The sequence below is a fragment of the Enterobacter cloacae complex sp. P47BA genome, from assembly GCF_014930485.1.
GTDB classification, from domain to species: Bacteria; Pseudomonadota; Gammaproteobacteria; order Enterobacterales; family Enterobacteriaceae; genus Enterobacter; species Enterobacter bugandensis.
In genome coordinates this window covers 72,793-93,381 of sequence record NZ_JADBRF010000002.1, presented here as the reverse complement: position 1 = coordinate 93,381, position 20,589 = coordinate 72,793, and the positions used below count along the sequence as shown (strand labels likewise).

19 protein-coding genes are annotated in these 20,589 nt (G+C 52.5%); 9 read left to right on the top strand and 10 right to left on the bottom strand.

Features of this window, described 5'->3' with window-relative positions; all coding sequences use genetic code 11:
- Positions 1–66: 66 nt before the first annotated feature.
- The 6 genes from fliK to fliF are packed head-to-tail and all read right to left on the bottom strand — an operon-like array spanning position 67 to position 6,501.
- Positions 67–1,299: a flagellar hook length control protein FliK gene (gene fliK, locus IM299_RS03925; protein ID WP_193357076.1), complete on the bottom strand. Its 1,233-nt coding sequence runs from the start codon at positions 1,297–1,299 to the stop codon at positions 67–69.
- Entirely contained in the window at positions 1,296–1,739 is a 444-nt protein-coding gene (fliJ, locus tag IM299_RS03920; protein ID WP_006811155.1) for a flagellar export protein FliJ, read from the bottom strand. The genes fliK and fliJ overlap by 4 nt, the downstream gene beginning before the upstream one ends.
- 21 nt (positions 1,740–1,760) lie before the next feature.
- Positions 1,761–3,131 (bottom strand): flagellar protein export ATPase FliI, encoded by a 1,371-nt coding sequence (gene fliI, locus IM299_RS03915; protein WP_023330814.1) that lies wholly within the window; start codon positions 3,129–3,131, stop codon positions 1,761–1,763.
- Complete coding sequence (gene fliH / locus IM299_RS03910) at positions 3,131–3,838, bottom strand: flagellar assembly protein FliH (protein ID WP_045260350.1); 708 nt, start codon at positions 3,836–3,838, stop codon at positions 3,131–3,133. Before fliH ends, fliI begins: the two co-directional genes overlap by 1 nt.
- Entirely contained in the window at positions 3,831–4,829 is a 999-nt protein-coding gene (fliG, locus tag IM299_RS03905; protein ID WP_014832476.1) for a flagellar motor switch protein FliG, read from the bottom strand. The genes fliH and fliG overlap by 8 nt, the downstream gene beginning before the upstream one ends.
- The gene (fliF, locus tag IM299_RS03900; protein ID WP_028013700.1) at positions 4,822–6,501 is read right to left on the bottom strand and encodes a flagellar basal-body MS-ring/collar protein FliF; all 1,680 of its coding nucleotides are present in this window, start codon (positions 6,499–6,501) and stop codon (positions 4,822–4,824) included. The genes fliG and fliF overlap by 8 nt, the downstream gene beginning before the upstream one ends.
- Before the next feature lie 228 nt (positions 6,502–6,729).
- Between fliF and fliE the strand changes: the two genes are divergently transcribed.
- The 3 genes from fliE (at position 6,730) to yedD (ending at position 8,429) form a co-directional block, all read left to right on the top strand.
- Positions 6,730–7,044 carry a flagellar hook-basal body complex protein FliE gene (gene fliE, locus IM299_RS03895; RefSeq protein WP_013097729.1) on the top strand — a complete coding sequence of 105 codons (315 nt, stop codon included), beginning with the start codon at positions 6,730–6,732 and terminating at the stop codon, positions 7,042–7,044.
- A gap of 68 nt (positions 7,045–7,112) precedes the next feature.
- Positions 7,113–7,907, top strand: a complete 795-nt coding sequence (locus IM299_RS03890) for an FkbM family methyltransferase (RefSeq protein WP_193357075.1) — start codon at positions 7,113–7,115, stop codon at positions 7,905–7,907.
- Positions 7,908–8,015: 108 nt separating this feature from the next.
- Positions 8,016–8,429, top strand: coding sequence for a lipoprotein YedD (yedD, locus tag IM299_RS03885; RefSeq protein ID WP_048956498.1), 414 nt, complete (start codon positions 8,016–8,018; stop codon positions 8,427–8,429).
- 102 nt (positions 8,430–8,531) lie between these two features.
- On the opposite strand, the gene amyA is transcribed toward yedD, so the two are convergent.
- From amyA to fliD, 4 genes are read right to left on the bottom strand one after another with little or no spacing between them, the layout of a single operon-like run.
- Positions 8,532–10,019, bottom strand: coding sequence for an alpha-amylase (gene amyA / locus IM299_RS03880; RefSeq protein WP_193357074.1), 1,488 nt, complete (start codon positions 10,017–10,019; stop codon positions 8,532–8,534).
- Positions 10,020–10,071: 52 nt separating this feature from the next.
- Entirely contained in the window at positions 10,072–10,446 is a 375-nt protein-coding gene (gene fliT / locus IM299_RS03875; RefSeq protein WP_041909376.1) for a flagella biosynthesis regulatory protein FliT, read from the bottom strand.
- Positions 10,446–10,856: a flagellar export chaperone FliS gene (gene fliS / locus IM299_RS03870; RefSeq protein WP_041909379.1), complete on the bottom strand. Its 411-nt coding sequence runs from the start codon at positions 10,854–10,856 to the stop codon at positions 10,446–10,448. Before fliS ends, fliT begins: the two co-directional genes overlap by 1 nt.
- Positions 10,857–10,865: 9 nt before the next feature.
- The gene (gene fliD / locus IM299_RS03865) at positions 10,866–12,302 is read right to left on the bottom strand and encodes a flagellar filament capping protein FliD (RefSeq protein WP_041909380.1); all 1,437 of its coding nucleotides are present in this window, start codon (positions 12,300–12,302) and stop codon (positions 10,866–10,868) included.
- Between the two features lie 366 nt (positions 12,303–12,668).
- Between fliD and IM299_RS03860 the strand changes: the two genes are divergently transcribed.
- The 6 genes from IM299_RS03860 to tcyJ all read left to right on the top strand — a co-directional run bounded on the left by IM299_RS03860 (position 12,669) and on the right by tcyJ (position 20,544).
- Positions 12,669–13,520, top strand: coding sequence for a flagellin domain-containing protein (locus IM299_RS03860; protein ID WP_041909382.1), 852 nt, complete (start codon positions 12,669–12,671; stop codon positions 13,518–13,520).
- Positions 13,521–13,612: 92 nt separating this feature from the next.
- Complete coding sequence (locus IM299_RS03855; RefSeq protein WP_041909384.1) at positions 13,613–17,290, top strand: glycosyltransferase; 3,678 nt, start codon at positions 13,613–13,615, stop codon at positions 17,288–17,290.
- 68 nt (positions 17,291–17,358) lie between these two features.
- A complete protein-coding gene (locus IM299_RS03850) occupies positions 17,359–18,174 on the top strand; it encodes a glycosyltransferase (protein ID WP_051486078.1) in 816 nt (271 codons plus the stop codon).
- A 157-nt stretch (positions 18,175–18,331) separates the two neighbouring features.
- The gene (locus IM299_RS03845; protein WP_193357073.1) at positions 18,332–19,051 is read left to right on the top strand and encodes an RNA polymerase sigma factor FliA; all 720 of its coding nucleotides are present in this window, start codon (positions 18,332–18,334) and stop codon (positions 19,049–19,051) included.
- 54 nt (positions 19,052–19,105) lie between these two features.
- Complete coding sequence (gene fliZ / locus IM299_RS03840) at positions 19,106–19,657, top strand: flagella biosynthesis regulatory protein FliZ (RefSeq protein WP_045631537.1); 552 nt, start codon at positions 19,106–19,108, stop codon at positions 19,655–19,657.
- A gap of 86 nt (positions 19,658–19,743) precedes the next feature.
- Positions 19,744–20,544 carry a cystine ABC transporter substrate-binding protein gene (tcyJ, locus tag IM299_RS03835; RefSeq protein ID WP_028013679.1) on the top strand — a complete coding sequence of 267 codons (801 nt, stop codon included), beginning with the start codon at positions 19,744–19,746 and terminating at the stop codon, positions 20,542–20,544.
- Positions 20,545–20,589 lie beyond the last annotated feature (45 nt).

Here is a 20,589-nt window from a genome sequence, read left to right as displayed (position 1 = left end):
ATTATCCCGTGTCCTGCCGTCGTCAAAGCGTGGAAAAGACGGGGATAATCACGCTACCTCTGGCGTTTAGGCGAAGATGTCTACGGCACCGTTACCGCGCGCCGCGGATTGCAGGGCGGCAGGGGTCGGCAGGAGCTCATCGCTCTCTTCATTAAAACCGCCGTGCTGGCCCGGGCGTGAAGTATGGTGCTGCTGGGATGAAGACTGCTGCTGCCCGGCAAAGCTCTCGCTGCTGACGCTGCTTTGAGAAAGCTGAATGCCGTTCTCCGCCAGCGAGGTCCGCAGGACCGGCAGCGCGGCTTCCAGCGCCGCGCGCACGTGGCTGTGCGCAGAGACCATCTGCAGCTGTGCCTGGTTATCGTCCAGCTTCAGCGAGATTTGCACCTGGCCCAGATCCTCCGGGTGCAGGCGCAGCTCCGCCGTCTGCTGGCCCTGCTTAGTGAACAGGGTGATGTGCTGGCTCAGGGACTGCTGCCATTCATGTGTCCCCAGAGGCTGGCTTAGCACCGGGGCGGTGGCAACGGTTGCGGCTGGCTGGCTGGCCGCATGGCTGGAGATAATCGGCGCCAGGGTAGCGGTCGGCGAAGATGACGAAGAGGCGCTGGCGAAGTCCTGTTTCTCAGCGGCTGCGGCCACGACCGGTGTGGCTGGCGCGTTGGCGGCGAGATCCGGACCGTTGTTCTTCGCCTGGCTCTGATAGGACGCAGAAAGCGGCGCTTTATCATGGCTTCCCGCTGGCGCGTTCAGGGACGGCGGCTGTCCCGCACCGTTTTGCGAAAGCGTTGCTGAACTCAGCGCCGAGGTGGCATGAACGCCGTCGCTGCCTGCCGCACGAGAGGCGGTCGTCTGCTGGTGCGGCAGCATCGCCATCAGCGCGCTTAGCCCCGCCAGCTCTTCTTCGCTCAGCTCGGTTTTAGCGTCATCTTTACCGTTGGCCGCGGTGAGCGTCTTAAGCGCGTCGCCCTTTGACAGCGGTACCAGCCCGGAGACCAACGTTTCAAGCGGCGCGGGCTCCGACGTTTCAACGCCATTCAGCGCAGGCTGACGCGAGAGCAGGTCGGCAATTTTGGCCTGCAGAGCGGTATCGCCTTTGGCATCCTGTGCGACCTTCGACAGCTTGCTGCCGGCGGCTTTCAGATCCGCCAGGGTGAGCGGCGCATCGTTGCCCTTGCCCGTTGCATCCGTCAGGGCGCCCGCCAGCAGGGAGAGAAAGTCCTGTGCCCCCTCGGTGCCTTTCCCTGTTTGCATCCCGCCTGACGGGTCGCTGTCGCTCATCAGCAGTTGTTGCAGTGTGATCATTCCGGTTTCCTCATTGATGCGCGCTGGGCAAACTCATCCATTTTCTTCTGATCCAGGCGGTTTTCCGCCAGGGTCGAGGCTGCAATCTGCCGGTCCTGTAAGGTCTGCCAGGCCTGCAGCCGCTGTTTTTTCTCGCGCCAGAAATTCAGCGCGGTATCGACTTTTTGGGTCCACTGGTTTAGCTGCTGGCGGTGCTGCTCTATCGCCTTCTCGAGCGTCTGGATAAACTGCTGATAGTTAATCCAGCGCTGGCTGCCAATGCCCTGCGTCATATCGGTATTGAGGTTGGTGCGATATTCATGCTGATAGTCGATTAACATCTTCAACTGTTCTTCAGCCTGCTGGCACCCGCGTCGCATTGCGCCAAGCTGCAATGCGGCATCATCAACTTCTTTTTCAGCCAGATCTTTCAGCGTTGATAACGCGCTGTTTTGCGCCATGACCTTCGCCCTCCACCTGTGTTACACCTGCGGGAAAATCAGCTCCAGCGCCTGGATTGAATCTTCCCAGTCGGCACGCTCAAAAATGCCCTGTTGTAAAAACGCCTCCAGCTGCGGCCACAGGCTAATCGCCTTGTCGAGCATTGGGTCGCTGCCTTTGGCATACGCCCCCACGCTGACCAGATCGCGGTTGCGCTGGAAGCTGGAAAGCAGTTGTTTGAAGTTACGCACGCGGGCGTAGTGCTTCTCGGTAATCAATGCCGTCATTGCACGGCTGATGGACGCTTCAATATCAATCGCCGGGTAGTGCCCGGCTTCGGCCAGGCGGCGCGACAGCACGATATGGCCGTCCAGGATCGCGCGCGCGGAGTCGGCAATCGGGTCCTGCTGGTCGTCGCCCTCGGTCAGCACCGTATAGAACGCGGTGATGGAGCCGCCGCCGCTGATGCCGTTCCCCGCACGCTCTACCAGCGCCGGAAGTTTGGCGAAGACCGAAGGCGGATAGCCTTTGGTGGCCGGCGGCTCGCCGATGGCCAGCGCAATTTCACGCTGCGCCATCGCGTAGCGGGTGAGGGAGTCCATGATCAGCAGCACGTGCTTGCCGCGGTCACGAAAATCTTCGGCGATACGGGTGGCGTAGGCGGCACCCTGCATACGCAGCAGCGGCGACACGTCCGCCGGCGCGGCGATCACCACCGAGCGGGCGCGGCCTTCCGCACCCAGAATGTTTTCAATAAAGTCTTTTACTTCGCGACCACGCTCGCCGATCAGCCCCACGACAATCACGTCGGCCTGGGTATAGCGCGCCATCATGCCGAGCAGGACGGATTTCCCGACGCCGGAACCGGCGAACAGGCCCATGCGCTGTCCGCGCCCTACGGTGAGCAGGGCGTTAATCGGACGCACGCCGGTATCCAGCACGTGCTCAATAGGGGTACGCTGCAGGGGGTTGAACGGCTGGGTAATCAGCGCGCCGGTTTCGGTGGTGTCCGGTGCGGGCAGGCCATCCAGCGGCTTCCCGCTGCCGTCCAGCACGCGGCCGAGCAGGGCTGGGCCAAGCGGCAGCTGTTTCCCGCTTTGCAGCCCGTCGCCGCTAATATTCTTCGCATAGACGCGCGCGCCGGGCAGAATGCCTTCCACCTCTTCAAGCGGCATCAGGAACAGGCGCTGGCCGTTGAACCCGACCACTTCGCTTTCCACTTCACGCGTTTCTTGCCCATCCTGACGCTCAATGACGCAGGTCGCACCCAGGGGAAGCTGCAGGCCGGTGGCCTCCAGTACCAGACCGGTGGCGCGCGTCAGTCGCCCATAACGACGAACAGATGGCAGTTGCGCCATCTTCGTCTCAAAGTTGTCGAGCGTGGTGAGCCAGCGGGTAAGGCGTGCGGTCATCAGACGACTCCCGGTGCCGCCAGGCGACACAGTTCCTGCCAGCGGGTGGCGACGCTGGCATCCAGGTCGCCTTCATCGGCAGAGACTTTGCATCCGCCGTGGTGTAAAGATGGGTCGCCGCGCAGACGCCAGCCGTGCAGGCTAAGCGTTGCGCCCAGGCTCTCTTCAACGCGCTGCAGATCGTCCGGGTGGACGCGCAGCTGCGGTTTGCCGCTGAACAGCGGTTCCTGCTGAAGCAGACCCTGAATTTGTTTGATCAGCGCGGTGTTATCCACCACGGGCGTCTGGCCGATAACCTGACGCGCCGCCTCCAGCGCCATCTGCATCAGACGCGAGGCAATCACGCTGTCCAGCGCGTCCAGCGTATGCTGGAACTCGCTGACCAGCTGCTGCATGCGGGCATGGATCGGCGCCTGCTGCTGGCGCGCCTGATCGATGCCGTGCTCTAACCCTTTCGCCAGGCCTTCCTGGTACCCCAGATCGTGCCCCTTCTGGCGGCCTTCGTTCAGACCGGCGTTATAGCCCTGCTCGTGCGCCTGCATTTGCAGCTGGGCCAGCATCTGCGCTTGCTGCTCCTCTTCGCTCAGCTCGGGCTGTTCAACGTCCGCGTCGGGCTCTGCGGGCGAGACCACCGCGGGCGTGAATTCGGCAAGGGGAGGGGCCAGATCGTCCGGCGTCCAGCGCTTCCACGACAGCTCATTAGACATAGGTGTCGTCTCCGCTGCCAATCACCATCTCGCCGGTTTCCGCCAGACGACGAACGATAAGCAGGATGGCTTTCTGTTCGTTTTCCACCTGAGACAGACGAACCGGGCCGCGGTTGGCAAGGTCGTCGCGCAGGATATCCGCCGCACGCTGGGACATGTTGCGCAGGAACTTCTCGCGCAGCGGCTGTTCGGCGCCTTTGAGGGCGATAAGCAGCGACTCGGAATCCACTTCCTGGAGCAGGCGCTGGATGCTGCGGTCGTCCACTTCGACGAGGTTTTCGAACAGGAACATCTCGTCGATGATTTTCTGCGCCAGCTCGCCGTCGAATTCGCGAACCGCCGAAATGACGGCTTCTTCCTGCTGCGTTTTCATCAGGTTGATAATTTCCGCCGCCGTTCTCACGCCGCCCATTTTGCTGCGCTTGAGGTTCTGGCCGTCGAGCAGGTTGTTTAGCACTTCGGTCAGCTCCGCCAGCGCGGCAGGCTGGACGCCGCCGAAGGTGGCGATACGCAGCATCACGTCGTGACGCAGGCGCTCTTCGAACAGGGCCAGAATATCGGCCGCCTGACCACGTTTGAGGTGAACCAGGATGGTGGCGATAATCTGCGGGTGCTCGTCGCGAATCAGGTCGGCGGCACTCTGCGGCTCCATAAAGTTGAGCGTTTCGATACCGCTGGCGGTATCGCGGGTTTCCAGAATGTCTTCCAGCAGGCTGGCGGCACGCTCTTCACCCAGCGCCTTGACCAGCACGGAGCGCAGGTAGTCGTTGGCGTTAACGTTCAGCGCGGCAAACTGTTCGGCTTCCTGTTCAAACTCTGACAGCACTTCGGTCAGCTGTTTGTTGGAGATTTGACGCACGTTGGCCATCGCCGCACTGAGAATTTGCACTTCTCGCTGGGAGAGGTGTTTAAACACCTCTGCCGCGCGATCTTCGCCAATGGTCATCAGCAGGATGACGCTTTTATCGGTGCCCGTAAGCGTATTACTCATGTTCGTTACCCATCCACTGGCGGATGACCAGCGCCACGACGCGCGGATCGTTATCTGACATTTCGCGAATGCGCTGGCTCATCACCTCAGCGCCCATGCGCTGGTTAGCACGACGCTGCTGCATCTGTTCATCTTTGCTGAGGCGAACTTCAACCGCTTCTTCCGTTTCCTGACGCGTATTCATCTGCTCGCGCGCCGCTTTTTCGGCTTCCGCACGGCGCTGGAGCTGAGGACGAACGCCCTTACGCCACAGCAGCCACGCGACAATCAGCACCAGCAGCCAGCGGCCTGCGGACATCAGCTGGTCGATAAACGCCTGCTGTTGCCAGAACGGCAGTTCACCGCCGGTCTCTTCAACCGAGTTAAACGGAGAGTTCACCACGTTGAGGGTATCGCCGCGCTTCTCGGAGTAGCCCATCGCTTCGCGGGTCAGGTTTTCAATCTGCTTCATCTGCTCGGCGGTTAACGGCAACGGTTTGCCGTCCGGCAGGGTTTTGTAGTTCACCACCACCGCAACGGAAAGACGCTGAATATCGCCCACGTTCAGCTTAGTGTGGCGGATCGTCCGGTCCACTTCATAGTTCGTGGTTTCGTTACGGCTGCTGGAGCGCGGACCGGCGTTATTGGTCGTTGAGGTGGTCTGCTGATTATTTTGCTGACCGTTCTGCTGGTTGGCCGGCGGCGTGGAAATCGGCGCCGCGTTTGCCGGTGCTGGCTGGTTAGAGAGCGCGCCCGGCACGCCGCCAGGGTAGGCCCCGCCGATCTGTTCGCTGGAGTTGATCTGGCGTGAACGCATGACCGCCTGAGCCGCATCGCCGTTCGGGCTGTACTGCTCTTCGGTTTGTTCTTTATTAGAGAAGTCAATCTGCGCGGTCACCTGGGCGTGCACGTTGCTGTTGCCCACCACCGGGCCGAGGATCGCTTCGATGCGGCGCTGGAGACGGCTTTCAACGTCGGCGGCGTATTTCAGCTGCGCGTCGTTCAGGTCACGCCCGGCGGTATTGGATTGCGTCAGCAGGTGTCCGCTTTGATCCACCAGCGTCACGTTACCCGGCGGCAGGCCGGCGACGGCGCTGGAGACGAGATGCGTTACCGCGCTGATTTGCCCTTCGTCCAGCGCGCGGCCGGGCTCGAGGTTCACGGTAACGGAAGCTGAAGGGGATTTCTGTTCCCGAACAAATAAAGAGGGTTTAGGCATTGCCAGGTGCACGCGGGCACTCTTTACCGGGCCTAACGTTTCAATGGTGCGGGCCAGCTCGCCTTCCAGCGCACGCTGGTAGTTCACCTGCTCGCTGAACTGGCTGATGCCGAATTTTTCCTGGTCCAGCAGCTCAAAGCCGACCGCACCGCCCTTTGGCAGGCCCTGCTGTGCCAGGCGCAGACGCAGCTCGTGCACTTTATCCGCCGGTACCTCAAGCGCACCGCCATTATCGGCAAAGCGATACGGGATGTTCATCTGGGTAAGCTGGGTGACGATGGCGCCGCCATCCTGATCGGAAAGGTTGCTGTAGAGCGTGCGGTAATCAGGGCTTTTCGCCCATAAAACCATCGCTACAAGGATCGCAATTGCGGCAGCGCCTGCCACGATCAACGGGATTTTAGGATTCGCGCGAAGGCGGTTCATCCACTCGAGTGATTTATTTTGTGGCGCTGTCGATGCTGTTGCACTCATTGCGCACCTCTTAAATCCTGGTGGTTTACGTTATTCGTGTAGAGAAACAAAACTGACTCCCGGGTCGGCAAACACGACAAAAGTTCCATATTGATGGCCCTGCCATTATTTGACGATTCCGGATTTTCTATGCGTCAAATAACCTGGTTTTTTCACGCTATTTACCGCCATTATCTTATTGACAAGCTGTTAGTCTTGACCGCGTAAAAAACCATCCAGGGGAGAGTCATGGCTATACAGGGCATTGAAGGGGTCATCAGTCAGTTGCAGGCAACGGCGATGACGGCCCGTAATCAGAATGTGGCAGAACAGCAGCCGACCATCAGCTTTGCGGGGCAACTGCATGCCGCTCTTGACCGTATCAGCGATACCCAGACCGCTGCGCGTACGCAGGCGGAGAAGTTCACCCTCGGCGAGCCGGGCGTGGCGCTCAATGATGTGATGACCGATTTGCAAAAAGCCTCGGTTTCCCTGCAGATGGGGATCCAGGTGCGTAACAAACTGGTGTCGGCGTATCAGGAAGTGATGGGGATGCAGGTTTAGGCAGAGAAATGTCTTACCGAGATTTCAGACGTAGTTTCTTTTTATAAAGAAAGTTTATAGGATTACTTATGTTACCAAGAGTTCACGTCGTTAACTCATCACAAGGTAGCTTTCTGACCTTTGGCAATGATGTCATTTCCAATCACCTCTTTACTCAGGACAACTGGGAAAACTGGCTTTTTGCTATTACAGGTGAATTCACCAGAGGGCTTGATAAGCCTATAGTGTTCGATCTCGGGGCAAATCTGGGGGCGTATACCATACCTACAGCACTCATGCTGAATGAGCAAAATGGCCATATTTATTCTTTTGAACCACAAAAGGTTGTGTATTATCAGCTCTGCGGAAATATTTTCCTCAATCGTCTCAATAACGTAACAGCCCTGAACAAAGGAGTTGGTGCGGCAAATGGGATACTTGAGTTACCAGTGCCTGACTACCATAAAATGTATAACGTTGGTGGTTTTTCCATAATTGAACAATATCGTTCAAACACGGGAGTAGAGGCGGCGATGAGCGGTGAAAAAGATGTCGTTCAGATTATCAAACTTGATGATGTTCTGTTTGAACAGAAAACGCGATTTTTGAAGATTGATGTCGAAGGCCTGGAACTGGATGTTTTAAAAGGTGCCGTCGGATTCCTTGAGCATAATAATTTCCCTCCCTTTTCTTTCGAAGCATGGGACTTACCGTGGTTTAAAGAGCAGCGTGAGGCATTGCTGACCTTTATTCTTGAGTTGGGATATACAGTAGAACATATTCAGTTTGATGATTATCTGGCTCACCATCCTAAAAATGAGGCGAAAGTTGATTTCCTTCGCGATCAAAATGATCAACTGACTCGCGTCGTACGTGTGGCATAAGGTCTGAGAGTCATCTGCAATAGGTAATTCTTATGTCATAAAGGGTTCTGACTAGAGTTGCGCGCGTTTTAATGCCAAAATGAATTTTTTCACTAACCTGGATTTTTCATGAAAAAGTTAGCATTAACAGGCGCTCTGATAATCCTTGCCGGGTGTGTCCAGGTGGATAACTATCAAGATGTGATCAATCATCCCGTCCCGGCAAACTTGGCAGGATACTGGCAGTCGAAAGGGCCGCAGAGCAGCCTGGTCAGTCCTGAAGCCATTGCCACGCTGGTGGTGACGGAAGAGGGCGATACGCTGGACTGCCGCCAGTGGCAACGCGTGATTGCCGTGCCGGGTAAGATCATGCTGCGTTCAGACAATTATTACAACGTTACCCGCAAGCTGGATATCTATCCGCTGGATCGCGACGGCGCTACGCTTGAGTATGATGGCATGGAGTTGGAGAAGGTTGACCGCCCAACGGTGGAATGTGCGGATTACCTGAGCAAGAATCCGCTGGAGAGTAAACTGCCCTAAGGGTAAAAGCAAAACGGCAACCTCGTTGCCGTTTTTGGTGTTTGCGCCCTCTCCCTGTGGGAGAGGGACGGGGTGAGGGCATCAGGCCGCACGTTTCCCGTTCTACAACGCATCCTCAATCACCCACACGCTCACGCTTCCCCCTTTACAGGTAAAGATGCCTTCGCCATCCGCTGCCGTGGTGATAGTTTCTTCCCGATTGCCGAGAAAATCACGCCACGTTTTGTTGCCGTAGTTTTCCCCCAGGCAAATCACCTTCTCCCCGTCGTCACCGTTCGACATCACCACCACGCAGCCGGGATCGTCATCGGTGCCGCTGCGGCTGAAAGCGATGCAGTTTGGATGATCAAAAAACAGCGTCTGCACGCCATGGGCAAAGCGCTGGCGGGCGAGGATAAGCTCGTGAAGCTGCTCAATCACCGGCATGTCGATGTGATAGTTCTCACCGTCGCCTCCCGTATCGTCATAGCTTGCGCCGAACAGATCCGGATAAAATACGCTCGGCACGCCGTTTTCCCGCAGCAGGATCAGCGCATACGCCAGGGGTTTAAACCAGGCTTCAACCGGGGCTTCCAGCGCCTGCAACGGCTGAGTGTCATGGTTAGCCACAAGGGTAACCGCATGAAACGGGTCAGCCTCCACCAGCGTACCGGTGAAGATCTGGCTCATGTCGTAATCCCGACCCTGGCGTGACGCCTCGTGGAATTTCATCTGCAGGGGGGCATCAAACAGCATGGTTTTACCGTCGACCTGGTCAATATAGGCCTGCAGTTTGTCTACCTCGTGAGACCAGTATTCCGCCACGATAAACAACGGCTGGTCGGCGACTTCCTGAACGTGCTCAATCCACTCTTTGTAAAACCAGGCGGGAATATGCTTGACGGCGTCCAGACGAAAACCGTCGCAGCGCGTCTGTTCCATGACCCAGCGGGCCCAGTAGTTGATCTCCTCGGTGACGGCGTGATTGCGAAAGTCGATGTTTTCGCCCATCAGGTAATCGAAGTTACCCATCTCATCATCGACCTGGTCATTCCAGCCTTCGCCGGTGTAGTCGTTGACGATTTTAAAGATCCCGTCTTCATCCGGGTTTTCAATATGGTCGACGCCGCTAAAGCATTTGTAATCCCAGATAAACTGCGAATATTGCCCGGCGCGGGCGGGGAAGGTGTAGCGAGTCCAGGCCTCACACTCGATGATTTCATCATCAATTTGTGTACGGTCCTGTTCGTTCACGCGCTGCACGCGGACAGGCTCTTTCTCATCAGCCCCCATTTTGTGGTTCACCACCACGTCCAGCAGGACGGCAATGTCGTTGCTTTTGAGGGCGTCGATGGCTTCCAGCAGCTGCGCTTTGTCACCGTATTTCGTGGCGATACTGCCTTTCTGGTCAAACTCGCCGAGGTCAAACAGATCGTAAGAGTCATAGCCAACCGAATACCCGCCGGAAGCCCCTTTATACGCGGGCGGCAGCCAGATCATGTTGATGCCGATTTCATTAAGATTGGGGGCTAACGCCGTGACTTCTCGCCACAATTCACCGCCAGCGGGGTAATACCAGTGAAAGCATTGTAACAGGGTGGGGTTTTTCATCGTCCGTGCTCCAGAAGCCATATGGCAGACTTCTGGAGTATGGATGAAGAAATCATAATTGTGTGTCGCGGGTCAAACTTTCTGGATAAAGAATATTTCCTGACAGCTTTCCATAGGTAGATGTTATGGATTGCTGTTTACCTGTTTGATCAATAAGATTGCGGAGCTCTTCCATGCGCACAGCCAGTAACTCTTTGAGTTCACTTTCATTTTTAAGCACATTTTCGAGCAATAATCTGGCCTGTTCGATGTGAGGCCGCGGTGCTGATGTTATTGGATTCTGCGATATATGTTCAATAAGTTGAACATAAGTAATTTCATGTGTGATTAGATCGTCCCACTGACCGGCTTTAGCCAGCTTAAGCATGGAAAGGCTGAGATTATGTAGCGCCTGCCAGGCGCTAAGGACAGAGTTGGGGGTGTTCATTAAAGATTATCCTGGTCAGAGGAGACATTAGAGCCAATTTGTTTCCACGCGTCAGCAATGTTATTCAATAATTCCTCAACTTCGACGATAGCCCCTTCGTCATTACGTAAATTAGCATGTAAAAGACGACGAATCATATAGTCATACAGTGCAGCAAGGTTCGCGGAAAGCGGACCTTCAATCTCCATATTCAAACCAGCCTTTAAACCGTTGTCGATGATATTTATTGCTTTCGACAGTGCTTCACCTTTTTCGGCAATACGACCCTCGTTGAGGAAAAGCCGGGCACGGACAAGGGCACTAAGTGCCCCGTCAAATAGCATGGTCACAAGTTGATGCGGATTTGCACTCATTACCGCACTTTCAAGACCAATTTGTTGATATGCACGCGCACCAATTTGTGAGTACATAGATATTCCTTAACTGCTGGAAGAACTGAATTGCTGTTTCAGATAGGTAGATGTATTGTTCATTTTGCTCATCAACGTATCCAGATTGGTGAATTGCGCTTTATATCGCGCCATTGTGGCTTCTATACTGGCTTCCATCGTATCATAGCGTTGGTCAAGCGTTTTCAGCGTCGTGTTAATACCATCAGTAGCATTCTTGATAATCCCTTCTTTGCCCGCCGTTGTGCTCAACATATTCGTGAGCATCGTACCCATTTGTGTCGCGAGTCCGGTTGTCTTGCCATCGCCGGCAAAATATTCCTGTACCGCTTCTGGATTATCCGTTAACGCCTTGCTCAATTTGTTGGAATCAACCTTAAGGTTGCCTAATGAACCGTCTGCCCCCGTTGCGGTGTCCTGCGTCACGCCAAGCTGAGCCAGGATTGCATAAGAGCCTGACTGCACCTCAGTTAATAATCCACGTAACTGCGACTGCACCGAACGTACCGTACTATCACCAATTAACGCGCCATTATTTGCGGACTGACTCTCACCGGCATCAACCTTTACATATTTAGTGACGGACGTAATGGTGGACTGTAAAGCGTTATAGGCCGTTACCCAGTCAGTAATGGCTTTCTGTGTGGTGTCAGCAGCACGGGTAATATTTAGGTTTTCGCTGCTCGTGCTTTCATTTTTAAGGCTCAGGGTAATACCTGGTAGGGCATCATTAATCGTGTTAGTTGAACGCTCAATCGTGATGTCGTTGATAATGACTTGCGAATTTTGGGATGCCGTCTGTTGATTCATTACCCCTGTGTGAGTTGACGAATCATAGCCAATGACGTTTTGTAATGTGCTGTCACCCGAGACGCTCACCGTCATATCATTTGCTGTACCAGATGTTTTTGATGTCAGCATTAAAGTGTAGTCACCGTCTTTCGCTTTAACGACGGTAGCCGTAACGTTACCGTTCGCTTTGTTAATCGCGCTGGCAATTCCATTTAATGAGGTATCGGAATCACCGAGTGTAACGGTCAGCGGCGTTGTTGAGCCGGCTTGTGCAATGGTTATTGTACGGGTTGCACCCGTTGTCGCGCCCAACGGTGAAGTCGCGCTAGTCTGGCTGGCAGTGGTCAGTACCTGCGCTTTTGCCAGCGCTTTGACCTGAACGGTATAGCTGCCGACGGTTGCGCCCGTGGCTGTGGTTGCCATGAAGGAGTTATTGGTCGATCCTACGGCTGTTGCGTTCCATGTATCAGTTTTAGAAAGCGCTGCAGTGGCGGTATTGAGTGTTTGCATCGCACTTTGCAGCTTACTGAACGCACTGAGCTGCGCGTTATAAGAGGTTTGCTGATTCGTTATTGTCGTTAATTTTGTTTTTTCAGCGTTTTCAAGATTCGTGTAGAGCGTCTGTAGATCCAAACCTGAGCCTACGCCAAGACTACTGATTGTTGCACTTGCCATTAGATTGTTTCCTTTAGTCAATGGTAGTTTCAGCTAGTTATCGGCGGCATGAGAAAATAGTTTAACCATTAGCTAAGAAAATTATCGGTTGAATAAGCGGTATTCTCCTTACCATATACCCTCTTCGTTAACGGTATGAAGGATGCAGCCCTGGGATATTGCGTATGGCCCTACAAGGATGAATGCCATAAATAATTCTTTTTTTGGTATGATGACGTAAAATTATTTCTTTAAAATTAAATAGTTAAAAAAAAATCAATGAAAATTCTAAAGTCTTCAAAACGTTCGTCGATAACCTTTTTGACGGTGAGAGACGCCGTGAGTGTTAAGCACCGACCCTAGAATCCAATTTGAAGGAATTAAATTATGTCAGTAATCAATACTAACCTGTTATCCCTGTCTACTCAGAACAACCTGAACAAATCTCAGTCTGCTCTGGGTACCGCGATTGAGCGTCTGTCTTCTGGCCTGCGTATCAATAGCGCTAAAGACGATGCTGCTGGTCAGGCGATTGCTAACCGCATGAATTCTCAGATCAAGGGCATGACTCAGGCTGCTCGTAACGCCAACGATGGCATCTCTATGATTCAGACTGCTGAAGGCAACCTGAACGAAATTAACACCAACTTGCAGCGTATCCGTGAACTGTCTGTACAGGCAGCAAACGGCACCAACCAAGACACTGACATGACCTCCATCAACACCGAGATCAACCAGCGTCTGTCTGAAATCGACCGTATCGCAGGTGCTGCAAACTTCAACGGTAAAAACCTGCTGGATGGTTCTCAGAGCGGCGGCGTAACCATTCAGGTTGGTGCAAACACCAAAGCTGGCGATACCATCAGCATCGGTTCTGACTCTCTGATCAATGCTAAGCTCAGCTCTCTGGCATCCGGTACTGCCCTGTCCGGCGGCACGGCATCTATCAGCGACAACGCCACTGCAAAAGCTGTTATTGACGCAGTTGATACTGCACTTAAAGGTATCGACGGTGCGCGTAGCAACCTGGGTGCAATGCAGAACCGTTTCGAATCTACCGTTAACAACCTGAACAACTCAGTAACTAACTTGTCTGCAGCACAGTCTCGTATCCAGGATGCTGACTACGCAACCGAAGTGTCTAACATGTCACGTGCACAGATCCTGCAACAGGCTGGTACTTCTGTTCTGTCTCAGGCAAACCAGGTTCCACAGTCTATGCTGTCTCTGCTGCGTTAATTCTTACGCCCTTGATATTCAAAAACCCGGCGTTGCCGGGTTTTTGTTATATTGCCCAACTCCACTTAAATGTTGATAGACTTGAAAATATTATGCGCAAAATTTTACTTACCATTGACAGGTTTGAACACTACGGTCAACACGAGAGTATCTTTTTTGATCTGATAGAATATTTTCATCGTCACAACTGGCAGGTCGATGTTTTTGCCAAAACCACGGGTCGGTATTGGCTCAACAATTTGAATGTTATAAATGCAAATAAAACCATTCGCTTGTTGGAACAACCCGATGGTAAGTTGCACGCTTTCTACGATCTGATGTGGATATTTAACGGCTATATTCCCGCCGAGCTGAACACCATTTTTATGCAAGGAGACTGGGTTTCCAGAATCTTCTTCCATCACTTTTACAGTTATGCTGATTATGATTTACCCTACGGCGCTGATGTGGAAAATGTGCTTTCCAGCACCAGTTTTGCCTGCTCTACCGCCAGTTATGTCCGCTTAGTTGAAAAGGGAATTAAACAACCGCGGATCAAGATTTTCCCGCTCACAATTAATAATCAATTTGCGTCTGCCACAGGCGTCTTCACTGATAAGTTCGAAAAAGCACTACTGATCTCCACTGGGTATAATAAAAATTTAGCTGAGCTCATCGAGTCATTCCAGTCCAGAAATATTGAACTGGATTACTATAATCTCGACTCTGCGCCTGGTCCTGTAACGCCAGAGTTGCTGTCACAATATCAGCTTATCATTGGTGATGAAGCCCGAGTTGTACTTGCCATGGGCATGGGGCTACCAGTTGTGATATCAGATGGTATTTCCTCACACGGTTATCTGACAGAAGCAAATCTGCTGGAACGCAGTGATTATCACTTTGCACTGACAGGTGCTCCCAAAATCGTTAACCGTAACCGCTGGATAAAAGAGATCCTTGACGGTTACCCGCAAGCAGCCCACTGGGCTTGGGAATACCGGGCTGAAGCAAACGCGCAGCTTTCTTTAGACGCCTGCGTTGAACGTATATTCGATCGTCTGCCTGCGCCAAAAGTATTAAAAATTTCGCAAGAACAGCACCGCAATCTCGAGTTTCATCGCAAGGTTATGGACAGTTTCGGCGAAGAAACAACGCGATCAGTCAGTAGCTGGATGAATGAAAGAAAACCGACGCCATTGCGTTCCGCAATTATAGGCACGTTGCTTCAGTCTTTCCCTGCCTGCGCCAGTATTTCGGTCATAATCATCGATCGTGAAGGCGACCGTGATAAGCTGCGTGCGAGTTTAAGCTCTGTTAATAGCCAGACATTAAGTGCCGATTCACTCATCGTCGTAGGAAAGCATCCATCGCATTCTATTACTGGCGATTCGACAATACGCTTCGTGGGCGATCTGAATCTGGCGGTGGACGGGATCGCATCCGCTAATTTGCTCATTATGGAGGCGGGCGATACCCTGGAAGAGCATGCACTACTTACCTGTGCCGAATTTACCATGCGGGATCCGCAGAAGGCGTTTTGGTATTTTGATGAACTCGTTATCCGTAATGATAAGGAAGATGGCTTAATTCTTAAGCCGGAATGCGATATAGATATGTTGCGTGCGCATCCTTATATCGGCTCCAGTGTCTTTATTTCGACAGATGCATTACGTCGCCACAATGGATTTAATCCAGACTTTTTGTATCTCAGTCATATCGATCTTTGCTGGAAATTAATTGAAGAAAAAGGACCGTTCGCGGTCGGTCATATTCCTGAGGCGCTGATCGCAAGAGCCATCAGTATGAGCGAATGGTGTAAAAACCCCGCTATCACTGATGAAATGAAAATCATCACTGCCGCACATCTCTCACGCTGCGGCATACATGCAACGATCGCGTCCGGCGAAGAACCTGGCGTCCAGTTCGTGACGTATCAACTTCCCGCTATTGCGAAGGTGTCGGTGATTATTCCGACCAGGGACCGTCTGATGTTGCTCCAGCGCTGTATTGATTCTTTGATGGAAAAAACCGCGTACCATCAGTATGAAATCATCATTGTTGATAATGGTTCAACTGATGAGGATGCGAGAAGGTACCTGGATCAACTAGAGTCGATGCAACTGACGCAAATTAGAGTTCTGCGCTGGGATACTGCGTTCAACTTTGCTGCTATCAACAACTACGCTAGCCGTTATGCAACAGGTGAGTACCTGTTGTTCATGAACAATGATGTTGAAATTCATGATGCCAACTGGATGGGGGCTTTACTCGAACTCACTCAACGCCCGGAAGTCGGTATTGTCGGGAGTAAACTTGAATATCCGGATGGTACGCTGGAGCATGGTGGGTATATTACAGGCATCAATGACGGCGTGGTTGTCTGCGGGAAAGGGAGCTCTCCGGATGACAGTGGCTTCCTTAGCCGACTGAAGATCCCTCGGGGCGCTCATGCAGTAAGTGCAGCATGCATGATGGTGCGTAAAGATGTATTTGATGAGCTTGGCGGATTCGATGAAGAGAATTTCCCGATCTACTACGCTGACGTTGATTTGGCATTAAAAGCGAAAGCGCAAGGGTATATTACCCTGTGGACACCGTTTAGCCGAGTTAAGCACCTTGGCGGAGCTTCGCGTTTGTTCCCAGAAAAATTTGCAGTCGCTACTCATGCGGATGAAGCATGCAGTGATGCGCTGTTGGAGAAATGGGGAGCAGAACTGGCGCGTGATCCTTATTACAATCCAAATATGAATCGTCTCGGGTCGACATTCAGCCTGAATACCCGTATGTCGCGCTTACCGCATGCGCTGCCAGGAAAGCCGTTACCTGTAATCATGGGGACCCACATTAACTGGACAGGATGCGGTAATTATCGCGTCATTAAACCTCTTCATGCGCTTCAGCAAGAGTTGAAGGCTGATGGCGGATTGATCCTCGGCCTGCCCACGGTGATGGAAGTAGCGCAGTTTCAGCCCGATCGCCTGATTCTTGAAGTGCCTATCGCCGATGATATTCCCCGGACAGTACAACGCTATCGTCAGGTCTGTAATGCCAAAATTATTATGGAATTTGATGATTACTATTTAGACGTCCCTGAGAAAAATATCTTCAGGGAGAATGTACCAAAAGACATCCAGAATCGACTGACCTCGGCTCTGGCCCTGGCTGACTGGGTTGTCGTGTCAACTGAGCCGCTGGCTGAAGCCTATTCTCGTTTTCATTCGGATATCCGCGTGGCAAAAAATCGCCTGGATATAGAACTGTGGGGGAACCTCAAGTCCGCAAAACGCCGCGGTAAAAAGCCGCGGGTAGGTTGGGCGGGGGGGGCGAGTCATACGGGCGATCTCGAAATATTATTACCGATCATTTCTGAATTAAAAGATGAAGTGGAATGGGTGTTTATGGGGATGAAGCCAGAGGGTGTCGTGTGCGAATTCCATTTACCTGTGCCTTTTGAGCATTATCCACAAAAGTTGAGTGAACTTGATCTTGATCTTGCATTGGTCCCGCTCGAACAGAATCGATTTAACGAATGTAAAAGTAATCTTCGTCTCTTAGAACTGGGAAGTTGCGGATTCCCTATTATCTGCACGGATATCGAGCCTTATCGCTGTGGCCTCCCCGTTCATCGGGTAAAAAATACGCCTAATGCGTGGATAGCTGCTGTTCGTGAATACATTCACGACTGGAATGCGCTCGAGAAGGCTGGTGAAGAACTGCGCAAAGCTGTGCATCGCGACTGGATGTTAAGAGAGGGCGGTTTGGATGATTGGCAGCGCGCCTGGATAGGCTAATGCTTGTACCCGGGCGGAGGAGCGCCAGAAACTGGCGGTGTCTGAAACGAAGAATAGGTAAATGATGTATGTATCAGGGTGAAAAAATTGGTGTGGGGATCGTCACTTATAACCGTAAAGACGGTTTGCTTAAATTATTAAACTCTCTTCCGCGCCAATATATTGATGAACTGGTCATTATTAATGATGGACAACATTTCCCTGAGTATTCAGGTCTGGATTGCCACTATGTTTTGAATGAAGAGAATCTTGGGGTAGGGTGCAGCAAAAATAGGGCGCTATCTTACCTGCGAGAAAAGGGCGTTGATCACTATTTCCTCATTGAGGATGACTTGTTTGTCAAACGGAATGATGTTTTTCATCGCTACATTGAAATGTCCCGCCTCACAGGGGTACAACACTTCAATTTTAGTCAGCATGGGTTACTGAATGTTAATCAGCAGGGGCAGCCACTCGTACGGATGCGCTGCGATTATGCCGGGGAAAAACTATTTATGTTCCCTTCCTGTGTCGGGGCATTTAGCTACTATACCTCGCTGGCGCTTGATACGGTGGGGCTCATGGACGAACGTTTCTATAATGCGCTTGAACATGTTGACCATACCATTGCAGTCATAGATGCCGGCATGCATCCTCCGTTCGGTTATTTTGCAGATATAGCAGATTCACAAGACTATATTGGCGATGAGGGATGGAGCACTCAGCAATCTACAATTTCAGGCGAGCTCACTTTCAGAGCAATAGTTACAGTTGCTTTGCAACGGTTTAAACAAAAGCGTGGTTTCGTGCCTGCAGATATTACTATTGAGAACACAAAGAAAGTTACCCGGATACTGGAAAAAATCCATAGCAAATATGCAGTTAAAGACTTAAGGGCACAATAAAACATTCAGCACGCCAGTAGTAGAAAAACGACTGGCTGCAGAATTTCCTGTTCTAATCTCAAAATAACCCCTCATTTCACCCATTATTCATCCAATTGAACGCCCTGCAGAATCGGATAATCATGCCGATAACTCAACTAACGCAGGGCTGTTTATCGTGAATTCACTCTATACCGCTGAAGGTGTAATGGATAAACACTCGCTGTGGCAGCGTTATGTCCCGCTGGTGCGTCACGAAGCATTGCGCCTCCAGGTGCGTTTGCCGGCGAGCGTGGAACTTGACGATCTGCTACAGGCGGGCGGTATCGGGTTATTGAATGCAGTTGACCGATACGACGCTCTGCAAGGAACGGCATTTACGACTTACGCAGTTCAGCGTATTCGTGGTGCGATGCTGGACGAGCTGCGCAGCCGCGACTGGGTGCCGCGCAGCGTTCGCCGCAACGCGCGCGAAGTGGCGCATGCGATGGGACAGCTGGAACAGGAACTGGGACGCAACGCAACGGAAATCGAAGTGGCGGAACGTCTTGGTATTGCTGTTGAAGAGTATCGTCAGATGTTGCTCGATACCAATAATAGCCAACTCTTCTCCTATGACGAGTGGCGCGAAGAGCATGGCGATAGCATCGAGCTGGTGACGGACGAGCACCAGCAGGAAAACCCGTTACACCATTTAATGGAAGGGAATTTACGCCAGCGCGTAATGGAAGCGATTGAAGCTCTGCCCGAGCGCGAACAGCTGGTGTTGACCCTTTATTACCAGGAAGAGCTTAATCTCAAAGAGATTGGCGCGGTTCTGGAGGTGGGGGAGTCGCGGGTTAGCCAGCTGCACAGCCAGGCCATTAAACGCTTACGAACCAAACTGGGTAAGTTATAGGTGATCCAATCACCCGAAAAATGCCGCACAACGTATTGACAACCAGGAGTTATCATGACGGTGCAGCAATCTAAAAGACGGCCTTTAAGCCGCTACCTGAAAGACTTTAAACACAGCCAGACGCATTGCGCCCACTGTAACAAATTACTCGATCGTATCACGCTGGTTCGCCGCGGCGAGATCGTGAATAAAATCGCTATCTCTCGCCTCGACACGTTAATGGATGAAGCCGCGTGGCTCGAAGAGCAAAAAGAGTGGGTGGCGCTTTGCCGTTTCTGTGGCGATCTCCACTGCAAAGAGCAAAGCGACTTCTTTGATATCATCGGCTTCAAGCAATTCCTGTTTGAACAAACGGAGATGAGCCACGGCACCGTGCGCGAATATGTGGTTCGCCTGCGCCGTCTTGGGCAGCATCTGAGCGTTAACAATATCTCTCGCGATCTGCTGAAGACCGGTTACCTGGATGAAAATCTGGAGCCGTGGCTGCCTGCAACCAGCACCAACAACTACCGTATTGCGCTGCGCAAGTATGCGCAATATAAGGTGCAAATGCCGGGTTCCGCGAAGCAGAAAGCGCTCGCCGGAACAACTTCTGATATATATTAAAAAAGAATAAGATGTAGCGCAGTCGCCTTTGACGTTGCAGGCGATTTCTCTACACTACGTAAAAATTCCACTATATCGGGGTATTTATGAAATTTGCACTTCTGGGTCGTCAGGCGCTGATGGGTGTTATGGCCGTCGCGCTGGTTGCGGGCATGAGCGTGAAAACGTTCGCTGCAGAAAACCTGCTGAATAAAGTAAAAGAGCGCGGTACGCTGCTGGTCGGGCTGGAAGGAACCTATCCTCCCTTCAGCTTCCAGGGCGATGACGGCAAGCTGACCGGTTTTGAAGTGGAATTTGCAGAAGAACTGGCGAAGCACCTCGGCGTTAAAGCCTCCCTGAAACCGACCAAATGGGACGGTATGCTGGCGTCACTGGATTCAAAACGCATTGACGTGGTGATTAACCAGGTGACCATTTCTGACGAGCGTAAGAAGAAGTATGACTTCTCCACGCCGTACACCGTTTCCGGTATTCAGGCGCTGGTGAAGAAAGGTAACGAAGGCTCCATTAAATCCGCTGCCGATCTGAAAGGCAAAAAAGTCGGCGTCGGTCTGGGAACTAACTACGAAGAGTGGCTGCGCCAGAACGTTCAGGGCGTGGACATCCGCACCTATGATGATGACCCGACGAAATATCAGGACCTGCGCGTAGGCCGTATCGACGCCATTCTGGTTGACCGTCTGGCCGCTTTGGATCTGGTGAAGAAAACCAATAATACCCTGGCAGTAGCGGGTGATGCGTTCTCTCGTCAGGAATCCGGCGTGGCCGTCCGTAAAGGCAACGAGGATCTGGTGAAAGCCATTGATTCCGCGATTGCTGATATGCAGAAAGACGGCAGCCTGAAGGCGCTGTCTGAGAAGTGGTTCGGGGCCGACGTCACCAAATAAGTTGGTGACCTGGAAAAAAGGCGCTTTTAAAAGCGCCTTTTTTAT

Coding starts and splice junctions, on each gene's coding strand:
- IM299_RS03860 (WP_041909382.1), top strand. CDS start 12,669: ATGTCAGTAATCAATACTAACCTGTTATCCCTGTCTACTCAGAACAAC.
- fliK (WP_193357076.1), bottom strand. CDS start 1,299: ATGATCACACTGCAACAACTGCTGATGAGCGACAGCGACCCGTCAGGC.
- fliZ (WP_045631537.1), top strand. CDS start 19,106: ATGACGGTGCAGCAATCTAAAAGACGGCCTTTAAGCCGCTACCTGAAA.
- IM299_RS03855 (WP_041909384.1), top strand. CDS start 13,613: ATGCGCAAAATTTTACTTACCATTGACAGGTTTGAACACTACGGTCAA.
- fliJ (WP_006811155.1), bottom strand. CDS start 1,739: ATGGCGCAAAACAGCGCGTTATCAACGCTGAAAGATCTGGCTGAAAAA.
- fliE (WP_013097729.1), top strand. CDS start 6,730: ATGGCTATACAGGGCATTGAAGGGGTCATCAGTCAGTTGCAGGCAACG.
- fliD (WP_041909380.1), bottom strand. CDS start 12,302: ATGGCAAGTGCAACAATCAGTAGTCTTGGCGTAGGCTCAGGTTTGGAT.
- fliS (WP_041909379.1), bottom strand. CDS start 10,856: ATGTACTCACAAATTGGTGCGCGTGCATATCAACAAATTGGTCTTGAA.
- fliT (WP_041909376.1), bottom strand. CDS start 10,446: ATGAACACCCCCAACTCTGTCCTTAGCGCCTGGCAGGCGCTACATAAT.
- fliG (WP_014832476.1), bottom strand. CDS start 4,829: ATGAGTAATACGCTTACGGGCACCGATAAAAGCGTCATCCTGCTGATG.
- fliH (WP_045260350.1), bottom strand. CDS start 3,838: ATGTCTAATGAGCTGTCGTGGAAGCGCTGGACGCCGGACGATCTGGCC.
- fliF (WP_028013700.1), bottom strand. CDS start 6,501: ATGAGTGCAACAGCATCGACAGCGCCACAAAATAAATCACTCGAGTGG.
- IM299_RS03850 (WP_051486078.1), top strand. CDS start 17,359: ATGTATCAGGGTGAAAAAATTGGTGTGGGGATCGTCACTTATAACCGT.
- IM299_RS03890 (WP_193357075.1), top strand. CDS start 7,113: ATGTTACCAAGAGTTCACGTCGTTAACTCATCACAAGGTAGCTTTCTG.
- amyA (WP_193357074.1), bottom strand. CDS start 10,019: ATGAAAAACCCCACCCTGTTACAATGCTTTCACTGGTATTACCCCGCT.
- fliI (WP_023330814.1), bottom strand. CDS start 3,131: ATGACCGCACGCCTTACCCGCTGGCTCACCACGCTCGACAACTTTGAG.
- tcyJ (WP_028013679.1), top strand. CDS start 19,744: ATGAAATTTGCACTTCTGGGTCGTCAGGCGCTGATGGGTGTTATGGCC.
- yedD (WP_048956498.1), top strand. CDS start 8,016: ATGAAAAAGTTAGCATTAACAGGCGCTCTGATAATCCTTGCCGGGTGT.